A 16,852-nucleotide genomic window follows, 5' to 3' on the forward strand; every position below is an offset into this window, starting at 1 on the left:
AACAATTTACGACCATAATGATATGATCAAAACTTCAAATGAGATTACCATTCATAAACCTATCGATGAGGTTATGAAGTTATTTAAGGAACAGGATTATTTTCAGCACTGGCAAAAAGGGCTTGTCTCTTTTAAAAACTTAAGCTCACAAACAGGTCAAGTAGGTAGTAAACGTAGTATGAGAATTAAAACCAGCGTTGCTACTATTTCAATGATTGAGGAAATCACACAATTAGACTTACCTCACTTGTGGGCAGCGACTTATCGTACTCGTGGAGTAGTTAATGAACAATGTAACCGCTTTCGCGAAAGCGTAATTAAAAACAACAACTCACAACATAAAGTAACCCTTTGGCAAGCTAGTTCTACCTTTAAATTCACCGGGATGATGCGACTAGCAGCCAAAGCAAACCCGAAGGTTTTCACCTCACAAACGCTCCAACATATGCAAGATTTTAAGATATTTGCCGAAACTGGAAAAAGTGTAAAAACAGGTGATTACGTCTTATGAGAAAACTAAAATTAATTTGGGATTTTAAAGGTCCTCATGCACAAAAAACAGCACAGCATCACCTTATTCATTTAAAGGAGTATGTGACTATGGAAGGTATTAACAGCCTAGGAAATGGTGTTGAAAAATTAAATGAAAATCATTACATCGCTTTTCTAGGAGTTAATGAAGATGTTATGCCACCAGTACGAGATGCCCTTAAACCACATCGAGGTCAATTGTGGATAGAAAGTTAAACTAAAAGATCTTTATGTTGTATATTTAATCATAAATCCCAAGCTATGATGACTACCGACCACCTATCCTGGACTATGGAACAATTTCGTGTTTACTTAATTCTTTATTGTTCAAAAATTGATATTTCCCAATCTTGTGAAGAATTAAAGTGGATGCAAACGCACTTTGATAAAGAGCGATATGAAGAAATGCTATTAATTTTTAGACGTGATGCAGATTATAAAAGTATAGTTCGCATTGAGGAATACATTAAGCATAACAACCTATCAAAACCTCAAGTAGAAAAAATCCTACATGATGTTAAAGACTTTTTTACTGCCGATGGTAGTTATGATATCATGGAACAGCATTTAATGAATGTATTGAAATCAATTTTCAAAGGATGATTCATACCCTTTTTGCCGATCACCTATCTACTAAACAAATCATTCACGGTGCAGGCTTAAAAAGCCGATATCATCATATATGGCACATGGATGAGCCACTAGCAGCAGCTTGTGTCCTATTACCAGAATCTACCCAACAAGTAAGCACCATCCTTAAAATTTGTCATGATCATGGACTAGCCGTAGTAACTCATGGCGGATTAACAAATCTTGTAGGTAGCACTGAAACCAAAGAGAACGACGTGGTAATTTCTCTCGAAAGAATGAATCAAATAGAAGAAATTGATTCAGAAAGCCGAACTGCAACCGTACAAGCTGGCGTTATTCTAGAAGAATTACATCGCGCTACAGATAAGCAGGAATTACTATTCCCATTAAATTTTGGAGCTCGCGGAAGCGCACAAATTGGTGGGATCATTGCTACTAATGCTGGTGGTTTGCGTGTTTTAAAATATGGCATGACACGCTATTTAATCCTAGGTTTAGAAGTGGTACTAGCTGATGGTACAATAGTATCCAACCTACGTAAAATTATTAAAGATAATAGTGGTTATGACCTTAAACAACTATTTATAGGAAGTGAAGGAACTCTAGGAATAATCACTAAAGCAGTTGTCAAACTTGTAGAAAAACCTAAAAGTAGGTATGCAGCTTATGTTGGATTAAAAAAATATGAGAGCGTTATCCAATTACTCAAACATATAGATGCAGGAGCATCAGGTAAACTTACAGGTTTTGAACTTATCTGGAAAAACACCTATGAGCAATTAACAAGTGCCAGTGATGCAGTAAGACCACCGCTTCCCTATGACTATGAGTATTATGTTTTAATCGAAATCCAAGGAGCTCATCCCGATAAGGACATTCAATTACTAGAGCATTTATTGGAGAACGCACTGGAAGAAGAAATTATTGAAGATGCCGTTATAGCGAGATCACAAAGCGAGGTAGACTGGTTCTTTAGAATAAGAGAAGACGTAAATAATTTGGTTGATTTCATGCCTTATGACCAGCATTTTGATATAAGTATTCCTATACCCGAAATAGGACGTTACATAGCACGATGTTACTTACGCTTTCGCGAAAGCGGAATAGCTACACAAGTATATGCATTTGGTCATGTAGCCGATGGTAACATACACCTAATGATAGGAAAAAATGACACCAGTAAAGCAACCAAAGAAGCTATTGACCATCTTGTATATCAAGAAATTGAAACTTTAAATGGTTCTGTAAGCGCAGAACATGGTATAGGAAATCATAAAAAAGCCTACCTGAAATTTTCCAAATCAGTTTCCGAAATTGCAATTATGAAAGCGCTTAAAAACCAATTAGATCCTAAAGGGATCATGAATCCAGGTAAAATTTTTTAAGTATGAGTTTTTAGATCTAGGAAAGTATTTAAAATAATATCCAATAAAAAAAGCCAGCTATAAAAGCTGGCTTTTTCAATCTACAACTTGAAACTAAATTACTCCTTTACTAATTTTAAACTTGAAACACTGCTAGCCGATGTAACGCGTGCTATATAAATCCCAGGTCTCAATGAACTTGCGTCAATAGTTATTGATTCACTATTTACCTTGTTGCTCATCACCATCTTTCCAGTTAAATCAAAGACAGCTATTTCCTCAATTAATTGATTGCTTGAGGTGATATTCCACTGATTAACGCTTGGGTTTGGATAAACGGTATAATCATTTAAAACAACATCTTGATTGCTAGCCACTTGATTTACAGAAAAGTAAACATTATCAACATAGACCGTAGCACCACCAGCTGGTTGTGCAGAAATTATGAATTGATTAATATCTGAGAATGAAGTCATTCCACCAGCGCTAAAGTCTGATAAAGGTATGGATAAAGTCACCCATTGACCTGTAGCAGGAGTGAATGCTAGTTCTGCTTCGGTATCTCCTGCTCCACCAAATCCATCACCTAAAAAGTCAACTAACTTTATTCTGAACAATGTTGCATCTGGTGTCCATATGTCCATATTGAAGTACATCATTCCTGCTGCGGTAGCATTTATTGGACTTGCTACTGTTTCGATTCCATTAAAATCAAGGTTTTCGTACAATTTTACGTCATCTCCGGCTACCTGAACATCAGAAAATGTAGCTGCACTCCATGAAGTATTCCATGTATCAACAGGAACATCATTATATACATTACTGAACAAACTGATTACATCAACTTGAGGCGCTGTAGGAGCTGGAGCAGCAACTACTGGCATATTTCCACCTGTAGAGTTTGGAGCATTTTGGGAAAAGTATACATTGTCTACATATACTGTTGCCGTACCGGCAGGTTGAGCTGCGATGATTAATTGACTAATATCTGTAAAAGAAGTCATACCAGCAGCAGCAAAGTCAGATAAAGGAATGGAAATTGTTTCCCATGAACCTTGTGCAGGAGTAAAGATTAATTCTGCCTCGGTATCACCTGCTCCACCAAATCCATCACCTAAAAAGTCTACTAGTTTTATTCTAAACTCAGTCGCATCAGGCGTCCAAACATCCATATTAAAAAACATCATACCTGGCGTTGTAGCATCAATAGAGTTAGTTACAGTTTCTATACCGTTGAAATTAAGGTTAGAGTAAAATTTAACATCGTCACCTGCTATTTGAACATCCATTAAAGTAGCTGCACTCCATGATGTATTCCATGTATCTACTGGTACATCAGTATAAACGTTACTAAACATACTTATAACCTCAGATGCTGGAGCAGTAGGCGACGGTGCCGCTACTGTAGGTGCTGTAGGTGCAGCGCTTACTGGATTTTGAGAGAAATAAATATTATCTACATAAACAAAATCAGATTGTAAATTATCTGAGGCATCTATCTTCCATTGAAGTAAGTTTGCCTTAGAAAAACCTCCAGTTCCTGCTTGATTATTAGGTGCATTCATCTCAAAGAAAGACAATGGAATCTCTACATGAGTCCAAGTGTCATTTGCAATCGCTTCTTGCGGAGCACTACCGCCAATCTCATACCAATATTCAACAACACCACCATTGTCATCAATTAAGAAAAATCTAATTTCTGTAGAATTAGAATCGGCCCAATAATCAAATTGTAAATAGTTGTAGGCACTTATGTCCGTTACTGTATTTGTTCCTTGTCCCCATCCACCAGCAGCAAGATTGAACAATAAAGTATTGTTAACCGATCCATTTCCTAAATCAGTTGTATTCACTGATCCAAAAGAATAGTCAGCATTCCAAGTATTGGTATATCCACCAGTATCAGAATAAATACTAAGTACTTCAGCTGCTGGTGCTGTAGGATTAGGAGCTGCCGTTGCTGGCACTGGAGTATTAGGGATTACTGCTCCGTTGGGCCCATTGATATCATCTATATAATAAGTTCCTGTAGCTGTATTTCCAGGAGTGCTATCGGTGAATATTACTATAATTGGATATTCAGTACCTAATCCAGGTCCAAAATCAACATTCACAGTTTGCCATCCCATCATAGTAGTAGTAAAGGTAAGCTCTGTTGCTCCTGAACTTCCTCCTTCTAATTTCAATAAATGTGTTCTAGTAGTGGCATCTGGAGCCCAAATTCTTAAAGAAATGGTGTTATTAGCATCATCAGATAAATCAACATAAGTATCTAAATTAAGAGCTGCTCCATCAAAATCAACTCCTGCACCTATCATTTCTAAAACGGTATTACTTGCATCCGTAGGATCTTGCAACACAGTAGCCACTGTTCCATTAAAAGCGCCCCAAGCATCATCTTCGGCAACTTCAAAGTCTATAGGCATAGATTGGGAAAAACCAATGGTCCCTATAAAAACAAAAAGTAAAAAAGTAATTTTATTCATTTTTTTCGAGTTTAAGTTATTGTTTAAAGTTAATATGTTGATATTGTGTTACCTTATAAATCCACAATACATAAATTATACAGTTTAAAATTAACATTCTTGTTATTACAACAATTTTCAATTATTTGATTTTCAAATCTTTAACACAAACCCATTATTATGGTTTATCACTATTAGTTCCTGTTTGTTGAGGTTTTGTTGAGTTGAAAATTTCATTTAAAAACACAACTATATCGTTTGAAATATTTTGTATTTAATTAAAAATGTCATTACCAAAGGCTTAAAAATTTCAGTTTAATTATCACAACTAAGGGTTTCATTCAAGTCCCAACATCATTTTAAATTATCGTATTAATATTTTAATTTTTCATTTTCATCCCATAGTCCCCATCTTCCTCCTAATTCACCTTCAAATCGAACCTTCCATGATTCATCAAATGATGAAAAATGGAACACAGAAACATCATTATCTGTAGCCCAGGTTTGTGTTTCAATAAAATATCTGATAGCATTAAAATGAGATGGATGTGCGCGCTCAACCGACTGTCCTTGACTAGGCCAGCCCGTTTCCGCAATAACAACTTCTTTACCTTTAGAAACACTGCTGGCAACACCATACATAGTTCTTAAATAATCTAAAGATTCATCTATTGCGATTCCTTCCCAAAATGGATAACAATTGACTAATAAAATATCACAAGCCTCAACTAGTAAGGGTCTTTGATAATATTCAAAATAGGTATCAACATAGCCTATTAAAACGTCTTTATTACTTGTAGCTGCTTTAACACGATTTATGTACTCGATAAGTTGTTCTTCAGAAATATCATTTCTCAAAAGAACTTCGTTACCTACAGCAGCAACCTGTACTTTATCGTTTTGAATCAATTTTATTAATGCCTCGATTTCTTGCTCATTGCGTTCTAGATCTTCACTGATCCATGCTCCTGCAAGAACTTTAGTACCATATTGCTGAGCGATATTGGGAATTAACTCATTTCCTTCCGTACATGAAAAAGATCTTATCCACTCAGTATGAGGTTGGATAATTTTCATACGCCTCCTTATCTGATTTTCAGAAAGTAAATCTCCTATATTTTGTCCCTTAACATAGGGACTAAATGATAATCCCTTAACTCCTTTAGATAGAAGTTCTCTAAACATCAGTTTGATTTGTGGTAGCTCAACCCTATCAAAATTATAAGGACTAGTATAAGGCACTAGTTGGATTTCTGAATTGACATCCAAAAAACTATTTGAACCATAAGTGTCCCTTGTATTTTCAATATCAGATTTTCTCTTATCTAATTCTTTCCTTATTGCATTGGCACGGTCTTCAGTAACGCTGTAGTCTTTCATTACATACATGGCAATAAGAGTACCTATTAATGGGAAAAAACAAAAGAATGCGTGCAATCCATCGACTGATGCTTGTTGTTCCACTGTAGGTATTTCGGCTTCAAATCCTACGATCCAAATAATTACACCACTTAATGCACCAGCTATAGCAAATCCTACTTTAACCATCCACCAATAGATAGCACCAAATATCCCTTCTCTACGTTTACCAGAATTTAATTCATCAATGTCTATTACATCGGCAGTCATGGACATCATAATGGTAAATAAACTACCTATTCCAAAAGAGAAAAAAGGTAAGGCAATGATATACATCCAAGGTTTACCAGGAATAAAAAGAAAGTACAACATCACATATCCTATAATGGAAATGAACTGACTAATCATAAAGGCCTTTTTCTTACCAAATTTCTTTGACATTCGAGCAACCACAGGAATTACTAAAAAGGTGGTTCCTAGTGCTCCCAAACACCCAAACATGGAAACCCATATACCAGCATCACCTGCATTTCCATTAAAAAGTTTATACACGATTACAAAAAAAGTAAGTGAGGCTACAGTATTGAATGCATTGAAAATAAAGAAGGTAGAAATACATAGCTTTTTAAATTCTTTTATTTTGAAAGCCTCTTTAAAACTCTCAATAATTTTCATAAAACTTCCACCTATGTTATTTAATGTAAGTGGCTCATAATCTTCATTCAAAGTAGATTTACTTTTGATAAAAAGAGCAGGCACAATGGCACAAACAGCACATGGAATCGCTACCCAGATCGCTAATTCTCTTGCAGCAACGTCGGCAGATGGAAACCATGATTCATCATACATGATAATCCAAAATAATGGCGCAAATACCCATGCCCATTGACCTATCCATTGAGCAATCGCCATAATATTTGTGCGTTCATGAAAATCCTCGCTCATTTCATAGCCCATTGCCACATAAGGAACGCTAAATAAAGTAAGTCCCAGATAAAAAAGCGCAGACCACGAAAAGAAGTACCAAAAATTATACTGAACAGAATTTTCTTTAAATAATTGCCACATAAAAATGTACGCGATACCCATTACAATTCCTCCTACTAGAACATACTGCCTTCTTCTACCCCATTTAGATTTGGTATTATCAGAGATGAATCCCATAATAGGATCTGTTATAGCATCAAATAATCTAGGGAACAAATAAATCATCGCCCATAACAAACCTGTGAACTTTAAATCTTCAACAAGTACTACCATAAAAATTCCCAAAATGGCAGGAAACATTTGATTGGCAAACATTCCAATACCAAATGCAATTTTTTGAGCCATAGGGACCTTTGTCGAAGTTGAATAAGCCATGAGTTAATTTTTAGGTTTGATTACAATCGTTTGAATTGCTTGAGCGTCTACAGTAATTTTAGTTTCGCTTTCGCGAAAGCGAACACCTTCAACATCCAGTTCAAAGTTCTTTTTATTCTCTCCTTCATTAAAAACTACTACCACAATGGATCCATCTGGGTTTTGCGCTGCTGTAGCGATTAAATCTGTATCAGTCCACTTAATATCCAGCACCACTGCATCTGGTCTAATGAACCTGCTGAAATGAGTCATTACGTAATACAGTGGCGTGAAATACACCTCATCACTTTCTGTATCTACTAATACTGGAGCGGCACACCAATTTTTAAACCAGTTAGGACCACCTTGTTTATCTAGAACCATGTTCCAATCTACCCAACCGTCAACCCAATTGTTCAAACATCCAATAATGTCTCTAGCATAACGGTTTACTGGAGCGTATTTAGGATGCAAATGTTTTTGGTCCTCTGGTGCCCAATCCCAACCCCAATCTGTAGCTTCTTTTTTCCAGTACCAGGCATCATCCTTCCATGCTGGCACTTCGCTATCAATACATCCTTCTGTTTCAATCAAGTATTTAGTAGGTGCTTTTGCATGCGCATACTGTAATTCTTCTGGAAAGACTTCATAGGTACTTTCATACCAGTGAATGGCCGTACCATCATAGTATTTAGAACTTTCTTGCGAGGCGTACATCACATCTACCCATTCTCTAATTCCTGCACGATTTTGGTCATAACCTAGAATGATTTTATCGCCATATCCCTCTTCCTCTAGATGTGGACCTAAATGATGTTGAACAAACTGGGTCATTTCTTCGGGTGTGTAATGCATGCTTTCCCAATTATTACCATTTCCGTGTGGTTCATTTTCTACTGTGAAACCCCAGATAGGAATACCTCTTTTTTCATATTCTTCTACGTACTTTGAAAAAAATAATGCCCACGTATCATAATATTCAGGCAGTAGCTTTCCTCCTACCCATTCCTTGTTATCCTTCATCCATGGCGGCGCTGTCCATGGTGATGCAAACAATTTAAATCCATCGGGTGAGATTTCCATAGCCTCTTTAATCATGGGTATAATGTCGGCCTCATCTTCTTTAACACTAAAATGCTGGAGTTGCAAATCGTCTGCTACAGGAGCATATGAATATTGGGATAAAGAGAAATCACAGCTATTCATGTGCGTTCTATTTAGGGAATAATTTGCACCATCTGCACTGAAATAGGCTTCTAATACCTCACGCCGTTTTGATTTACTTAAATTGTTTAATAGATAAGCACTACTTTCAGTAAACGCACCTCCAAATCCAGTAATCTTTTGATATGTTTTATCTGGATTAATGTTTATGGTACAAACACTATCCAACTGTTCAAAAACTTGAACTTGAGAAAGACTGTTACCAGCGGCTGATGTTTCATACACCGTAATATCAAAGGGTGTTTGCTCTGTACAACTCAACAGGCTACCAATTACTAGTAAAGAAAGTAAGCTCTTCTTCATTATTGTCCTCTTTTTATTGGTGGTGTACTCACTGATTTAAGCAGGGCAATCTCATCTCCGTTAAAGGTTTTATTGATTGGATTACCATCTCTAGAGAGATTTTTATATAGGTCTTGATCTACGAGGTCCCACAAAGCATATTTTGCCTGACCGTTTACAGAAAACAATCCGAAGTGATTTTCACTTCCTTGCGGATTTTCAGCGTCTTTCCACTTCTCATCAAAAGCCTCAAAATAGAAACAAGTAACCTGATTCTTTATAGACCATTCTCTTATAAGCTTGTAATAAATACCTGCTTTGTATTCATCAACTGCTTTTGAACCTGTTTTTCCATATAACTCATTAGAGAAACTCGCCCAGCCCGTTTCACCTATATAGACAGGTTTATCTTCACCTATACTCTGTACATAATTAACCACGCTTTCATACTGATTAATAGCATACTGCAAGGATTGCTGCATAACTATTTCGATTTGCTTTTCTTTAGAAAGTCGCGCTTCATTTTCTTGGACACCCCAAAAAACAGGGTTGTAATGCGTGTCATGCATAGGATAAGTATGGATGGAGATAAAATCAACCTCGCGTATCAATTCATTCAAAGCTGGCACATGATATTGTGTATCGCCGCCGCCCCAACTTGCAAAATTATCTGAACTTGTAATCCATAAATTGGTAGGTAGCTGTCCTTGTTTTTTAAGATCCTGGAGATGTTTTACCCATTTTAAGATAATGTCTGGCTGGACATAATAACTGGTCGCCCATTTAACCATTGCCTCGTTTCCTACTGCGATTATTTTAATAATGTCAGGATATTCTTGAGCTAGGGCTACAGCTCTGCCTATCTCGTCTTCATTTTGTTCACTTTCAATATCGTGGTTCACGGGCTTTCCTGTCCACGCATTTTTACAATCGATCCATGCTCCTAACATGACATACATTTCAAAATCAGGATTTTCAGCTTTTAGTTGTCTTATTGCCTTCAAAACGTTGGTGGCGTGCGGCAACTGTACATTATAGGTGCGAATAAGTCTCACATCCATAGCATTTAAAATTCTTAAATCCTCTTTTATTTGATCGATCGTTGGTTGCTTATCACGAGTCATTTCCCTGTATCCACCATAGCACATGGCTTGATAATTTGATTGGGACAACAACTCTTGAGCAGTCATATTCTTATAGGTTTTTAGAGATGGTTCCACGACTTCTTTTTTACAACTATTTAATAGAAGTAATAGAAGAAATAATGTCAATGGAATTCTCATTTTTTATTTATCATTTTTAGGTTATTGTTTACGCTTTCGCGAAAGCGTAAAAACTATTCTATTTTAAATCTTCAAATACATGTACTTCTATCATCTTCACGAGCCCTGATCGTTTAAAAATCTCACGACTGTGCTGTGCCGTAAGTTGTCTTTCACCTTGCTCAATAACATTACCATCAGACAGGTGTAGACGAATGATATTTTCTTTACTCTTGTGGTAAATTACTGGTACTTGACAGTAGGTAAATGCGAGAGAATTTTTAGATATAGCTATAGATTGTGCCTCTTGATTTACATCTAAATATTTAAATTCTGTACTTGAGGTGAGAAATTCGGCAGCTCTTAACAATTTTGGTTCAAATTGAATTTTACCATCTGTCACGATGATACCTAACTCTCCTATTCTACAAAGTATATCTTCTTTTACTTGACCAGTCATCCCTGGTTGCTGAGCTCCTTTTGTTGCAGGTGTGTGAGAATACGGATCTGTAGGGAAAGCACCATATAATTGCGGTGTTTTATGAACTCCAATTCCTGCTTGAACTTCATAGTAATGATCTAGTAAAAAGCCTATAGTTTTAGGATCTATGTTTTCTTTTATGGCTGCTAAAACAGTTTCTTGAATAGCTAATAATAGCTTAGAAACCATATGCCAATAAATCGATCCTAAACCTTCATAACCAAAGAAGGTTCCCGATCTACCAGTAAATTCTTTATGATTAAACACTTCTTCAAAAATTTCCTCTAGTAAAGAAGACTCTTGATGTATCAACGGTGCATAGCTTTCATCTAATTCTTTAATTGAATTTCGAAGGCTATCGACATTATTAAATTGACCGCTAAAGTGATAATCTCCAATTACATCCTGAGTAATGATTTGCTTGTTATTATTTTCTACTAGTTTTTGAAGTAATTGAGAAGATTCAACTAGATGTTTTGGAATAATGTTCTTATCAGTAAAACCTTTAAGCTCTTTGTTGGGATATAGTATATAGCTGTATTGATCTACACGGAATAAAGAACTTTGTTTTAAGGCGTTTAGTACATCAAGTGACTCATGGGCATTCAAATATCCAGAGCTGAGCACTGCCACCTGACCTTCTAACATTTCTGATAAATAAGAAATTTCTATTTCATCACCCTTTATAGTCATCAAGTTATAGGCGTGGTATAAATTATCCTTACGCTTATTTGCTACGATACTATGATCTAAATATTTGAGTGAGATTTGTACAAATCTCTTTACCGTATCGGTTTTTACCTCAGTTTTATTACCTGAAAATCTTTGGTTATAAATTAAATGACGGTACTCACTTGCTGCGATACCTAATTCATCAAGTATTGATTTCCTTGTTTTATTATCAATAGCTCCGTTAAGAACTTTCTCATAATTGTTTAATGTGGTAAGCAGTGACTCGAAGTAAACGACAAATTCTTGCGAAAAAGAATAGGTAGCTTCTTCTGATTGATCTAGTATTTTATGAGTAAAGTTCAAAAACCTGCGTAAGTAACAGAGAGTTACCATGCTTACACCATTACCTACTAGAGCATTATTTGCATCATTCCATTCTGGTCGTTGGGTATTTAACCATATTCCAGCTTCAGGAATGAAGTTTGACATTTTGGCCAGAACAGTTGCAAGTAATTTTTCTAAGAAATTAACCTTATAAATAGTTTCATTTTGGCTTTTTAATAAAGCCCCATCTACTCCTATTTCTAATCTTTGATTCTCTATATACTCTTGTGCCTTATGATCAAAATCAATCGTATCCTTAGGGTTATTACAAATGTCTTGATAAGGTTTGATAACATAAGGTACGTTGGCATACACGAATAATTCCTGAGAGAAATAACTGATTAATTCTCCTGGGTGATAATTTTCTTGGAACTCTAAAAATTTAAGTAAGTATATGATTTGATGATCGCCCCAATACCCTATGTAAGACCATGGGTCATCTTCTTCAATCGTTTCCCAATCAAATCCTCCTTTTGTTACTCGGTAAGGATTATAACCGTCAAACGTAGTGGCATTTAAAAATTTATGAATCATTCCTTCCATAAACTCAGGATAACTGTGTGCAAGCGCTTCCCAATTCTGGAAAATATCTCGCCAGTTACCTTGATAGTCAAGAATCTTTGACCCATCTACTTCATCACGAGTATTGATTGAAAATTTATTCCATGGACGACTAGGGTCTCCATGTCTTCTACTGAATTTTAAAGGTAAATATTCTAAACACAGTCGTTTTAAATCTATATCGCTGGATACATCTACAAAGTGTTGTAAATCAAATAAGGTAAAAACACTAGGTAATTTTTCTATTTGCTCCTTTAGTGAAGCATAAACCTGTTTATTCGCTTCTTCCAGATAACTTTTAAAATCAAGTTTTTCAATGTTATAACCTTCATCAAAGATTCCACCACGCATGATGTTAAACATGGTATTAGCAAAATGTCTATTATTGATTAAAGGATCCTCAGTTAACTGTATTCCGTCACTTGCGGCGGTTAAAGCTATAAGTTGTTCAGTTCCTTTTTCAATTGAGGCAAGTATGTTTTGATACAGGTTTTTATCAGATTCAATTTGTTGTGCAATTTCATGAACATCACCTATGGTTTTATCTACATCAGCAATAAACATCCATTCTTTGGATTCATTTGCTTCAAGATCAATGAAACTACCATTAAAATAGGCACCTTTTTCTGCCTTAATATCATACTCATTGAATAGACTTTTCCCTTTTCTAAAATCGTTGACTTGTCTATTAGAAAGTAAATAAGTTGCATTATCCAATCCTAGCGACCAACATATGTTTGCCATCAACGATTCACTAGGCTCCGCTTTATCTACGATTACAGCACTAAGAGTGAGTAATCCTATACCTGAATCTGCATGTAGCTCAGACCTTTTGTATGCGTCAACTAGATTGCTAGATGCTTTTTGTAAATCCTCTCCTACATTTGCTGGTAATAAATCCTGTAATCCATCAAGAATTTCACATTGTATTACTGTTTCATTATGATTGAGTAGCTCTGATATTCTTACAAAACCAAATTGATCTGATGAGTTCCAGCTGTACTTAATGGTAAGCTTAAGATCATGATTAATTTCCTCAAACAGTACTTTATTACCGTATTTATTTTTATAAAGATTTCTGGTAGTCTTGTATATACCTTCATACCTATCAGAAAATGGTTCCCACAGGTAGGTTTCATTCTCAATTGTGGCTTTTATGATCGTTTTACTGCCTGTAGAATCAGCATTTCTGGTTATTTTATCATCTGTATAGTATGGAAACAATGCGTGATCGCTATTCTTACGACCAGCTGTTAAACCTCCATTACTAGATATAAACATCCAGTGATTGTAAGCGCTCACAATACTCATAAAGAATGGACGCATCGCATCTACATTACTAATTTTGTAGTAACTCTCACCTTTTATATCAACAAGACTTCCCTTAACTTCCTTTTCTTTAAAAGAAATATTTTGACTTCCTAACTTCATTAACTAAATAATAATCAATATTTTACAAAAAAAATTTTGGAACAATCGGCATGTAATCGTCCTAGTAGCTTCATATTGTTACGCTTTCGCGAAAGCGTAAAAACAAAAACTATCCTGCTTAAATTAAAAATTTATTTTTTCTACATACTATTCATAAACACGTACATAATCGACTTCTAAAACCTGTGGAAAAACGGTACTAGAACTAGGCGATCCAACGAAAGATCCACCAACGGCCATATTTATAATGATATAAAATTCATTATCATTAAAAACCCACTCGCCAGGAACATCATCGGGAGTAATTTGATTATATAAAACATCATCTACATAATAATTGATGTAATCTGGACCCCATTCAATTCCAAAAACATGAAAATCTGTATCGAATCTTTCGGTTATTAAATCGTATGATTTTGAAATCGAATTTGCACCACTATAACCAGGGCCATGTACGGTCCCTAAAACTATGGTAGGATCTTGACCTCGATACTCCATGATATCTATTTCACCTATTTGTGGCCAGACTTGAGTTCCATTATTATCATCTCCTAATAACCAGAAAGCTGGCCAAATTCCTTGTCCCCATGGTAACTTCATACGAGCCTCAAATCTCCCAAAGGTTTTTTGAAACTTACCCTTTGTCAAAATACGTGCACTTGTATATCCAGAACCTTGAAAATTCTCTTGAAGCGCTGTTATTTTAAGAACACCGTCGTCAACAATGACATTTTCTGCTCGATCTGTGTAATACTGTAATTCATTATTTCCCCATCCAGGAATGCCTTGCGCAGTTCCATCACCAATATTGTAATCCCAAAGGTTAGAATCCGGTGCACCAGGATTATCAAAATTATCCTCTAGCACTAATCTATTCATGGTAGTCACCTGCTGTTGATCATCCGATTCACAGGAATAAAAGGCTGCTACAAAAACAGCTGGTAATAAAATCTTCAAATATGTTTTCATAATTTGATCTTCTTAATTTCTAAAATAAATATTGTCTACAAAAACATCAGTCCCTTCAAATGGCTGTGCCACAATAATGTATTGAGCAATATTGTCCCTATTTACTAATCCAGTAAAATCTGATAACGGTATATCATGACTTACCCATTGACCGGTCGCTGGACTGGTGATGCTAACCTCATGTTCTGTATCATCTCCACCTCCAAAAACTCCGTTAGCTCCAAAATCAACGAGTTTTATATTAAATTGAGTGTAACCTGCCGACCAAGTATCAATTCTAAAATGTGTCATTCCAGTTGCATCAATGGTGTTTGACGTAGTTTCAATTCCAGCAAAGCCTAAGGTAGCGTACTTTTTAACATCATCGCCAGCTATCACTTCATCAGTGAGCGTTGTTGCAGCAGATGACCAAGGAGTTCTAAATGTGTCCACAGGTACATTAGTATAGGCATTACTATAAAGCGATATTACATTACTACTAGGATCTACTGGAGTAGGTGCAGCAACTACTGGTGATGTAGGTACCGTATAATAATAAATATTATCAACAAAAAGATTTGAAATTGTACTATCTGAAACGAAGAAAATTAAACCTAACTGATCTCTAGATGCTAGTCCCGTAAAATTTGCCAAAGGCACATCAAAACCTACCCATTGGTTTTCTTGTAATTGATTACTACTTAATGTTACGCTTCCAGAACTTTCATTACCACCTACGTTATTAATTAATTGAAGTCTAATAAAATCTCCTGGATCAATAGTTTCTCTTACTTGTAGATCAACGTGTATATGAGTCATTGAAGAAGCGTTTACAGCAGGAACATTAAGAAAGGTTCCTATACCTACAAAGTTTAAATCTGTATATGTTATGACGTTATCACCACCAAAATTAGCTGGTGGAGCACCACCTTGAGTGGTCTGTCCATCTGGTGTAAAAAATCCATTATAGTAATCTACCGGAACATTGTTGTAAGCATCACTAAAAACTGATATTACATTACTAGGATCTCTTGTTGGGACCGGTGCACTAGTAAAATTTCCTAATGAATTGATCGTCAACGATCCTGCTGCATCAATTCCTGCAAGGCTTGCAGAAATAACAGTTGTTCCAGGTCCACTTACCATTGCAATTCCACTGGAATCAATTGTAGCAACACTGTTATCAGAAGATGAAAAATCAAAATACGCAGGTGCAGCTGTAACCGTGATGTCTCCATTTGCTGAATTTAAAGTTTGAGTAAGTCCTCCTATATGTAAATCACTACCAGTAAAAGAAGATGTCACTTGATCTTGTCCTTCCAAAATACGAGGTCGTGGTTGCGCTATGGTTCCTAATTTTTCAAACTGTACCTCATCTACCCAAAAAGTGTAGGCATTTCCTCCTGTATCTTGTGTACCTGCACTGAACCAGAACATACCTCTTTCTTGAGTAAGTTTTGACGCATCAGGAATAGGAATTATAATTTTTTGCCAGGCTGTGCTCAGGCTCACATTAGTTCTAGCTACTCTAAATCGATCACCTTCAAAATCAACACCAAATCCCATTTCACCTATTGTAACTCCTTGTGTTGCGCGAGCCCAAAATGTCAAAGCATCGTAACCACTTAAATCTCTAGGTCCGGCATCACTTCTAAATATAGCACCAGCAAAACTACCGTCTGGATCATTTGCATTAGGAACGTCTATTCTTATTGAAGAGTTACTTTCATATGCTACCTGATTATCGACTGAAAAAACATCTGGTTTTGCACCTTGAAACGGAAAGTAAAAATTGCTTCCCATTGCTACAAAATTATCAGTAAAAATCTCTCCTGTAGTTGGAAATCCAGCCTCAACAGCATCATCAGAAAAATCTCTTTCACAACTGATTAATACCATTATTAAAGCTAAAAAACTACCGATCGCTTTTAATTTATATACTCTATTTTTCATCAT

At 35.9% G+C, this 16,852-nt stretch carries 11 protein-coding genes; 4 read left to right on the forward strand and 7 right to left on the reverse strand.

The window, feature by feature from the left end; genetic code table 11:
- Positions 1–22: 22 nt before the first annotated feature.
- The 4 genes from HCN53_RS04575 to HCN53_RS04590 are packed head-to-tail and all read left to right on the forward strand — an operon-like array spanning position 23 to position 2,507.
- Positions 23–511 carry an SRPBCC family protein gene (locus HCN53_RS04575; protein ID WP_240919393.1) on the forward strand — a complete coding sequence of 163 codons (489 nt, stop codon included), beginning with the start codon at positions 23–25 and terminating at the stop codon, positions 509–511.
- A complete protein-coding gene (locus HCN53_RS04580; RefSeq protein WP_042279447.1) occupies positions 508–747 on the forward strand; it encodes a hypothetical protein in 240 nt (79 codons plus the stop codon). Before HCN53_RS04575 ends, HCN53_RS04580 begins: the two co-directional genes overlap by 4 nt.
- A gap of 45 nt (positions 748–792) precedes the next feature.
- A complete protein-coding gene (locus HCN53_RS04585; RefSeq protein ID WP_167342172.1) occupies positions 793–1,134 on the forward strand; it encodes a hypothetical protein in 342 nt (113 codons plus the stop codon).
- Positions 1,131–2,507, forward strand: a complete 1,377-nt coding sequence (locus HCN53_RS04590) for an FAD-binding oxidoreductase (RefSeq protein ID WP_167342173.1) — start codon at positions 1,131–1,133, stop codon at positions 2,505–2,507. The genes HCN53_RS04585 and HCN53_RS04590 overlap by 4 nt, the downstream gene beginning before the upstream one ends.
- 98 nt (positions 2,508–2,605) lie before the next feature.
- Here HCN53_RS04590 and HCN53_RS04595 read toward each other — a convergent pair whose 3' ends face one another.
- The 7 genes from HCN53_RS04595 to HCN53_RS04625 form a co-directional block, all read right to left on the reverse strand.
- On the reverse strand, positions 2,606–4,972 hold the full coding sequence (locus tag HCN53_RS04595) for a T9SS type A sorting domain-containing protein (protein WP_167342174.1): 2,367 nt from the start codon (positions 4,970–4,972) through the stop codon (positions 2,606–2,608).
- Positions 4,973–5,323: 351 nt separating this feature from the next.
- The gene (locus HCN53_RS04600) at positions 5,324–7,672 is read right to left on the reverse strand and encodes an MFS transporter (protein WP_206063933.1); all 2,349 of its coding nucleotides are present in this window, start codon (positions 7,670–7,672) and stop codon (positions 5,324–5,326) included.
- A gap of 3 nt (positions 7,673–7,675) precedes the next feature.
- Positions 7,676–9,178 (reverse strand): glycoside hydrolase family 30 protein, encoded by a 1,503-nt coding sequence (locus HCN53_RS04605; protein ID WP_167342175.1) that lies wholly within the window; start codon positions 9,176–9,178, stop codon positions 7,676–7,678.
- The gene (locus tag HCN53_RS04610) at positions 9,178–10,440 is read right to left on the reverse strand and encodes a glycosyl hydrolase family 17 protein (RefSeq protein ID WP_146105020.1); all 1,263 of its coding nucleotides are present in this window, start codon (positions 10,438–10,440) and stop codon (positions 9,178–9,180) included. Before HCN53_RS04610 ends, HCN53_RS04605 begins: the two co-directional genes overlap by 1 nt.
- A gap of 58 nt (positions 10,441–10,498) precedes the next feature.
- Positions 10,499–13,948, reverse strand: coding sequence for a hypothetical protein (locus HCN53_RS04615; protein ID WP_167342176.1), 3,450 nt, complete (start codon positions 13,946–13,948; stop codon positions 10,499–10,501).
- Between the two features lie 147 nt (positions 13,949–14,095).
- A complete protein-coding gene (locus HCN53_RS04620) occupies positions 14,096–14,917 on the reverse strand; it encodes a family 16 glycosylhydrolase (protein ID WP_167342177.1) in 822 nt (273 codons plus the stop codon).
- 12 nt (positions 14,918–14,929) lie between these two features.
- Entirely contained in the window at positions 14,930–16,849 is a 1,920-nt protein-coding gene (locus tag HCN53_RS04625) for a carbohydrate-binding protein (protein WP_206063934.1), read from the reverse strand.
- Positions 16,850–16,852: the final 3 nt, after the last annotated feature.

Origin of the sequence: Nonlabens sp. SY33080 (genome assembly GCF_011784885.1) — a bacterium.
GTDB lineage: Bacteria > Bacteroidota > Bacteroidia > Flavobacteriales > Flavobacteriaceae > Nonlabens > Nonlabens tegetincola.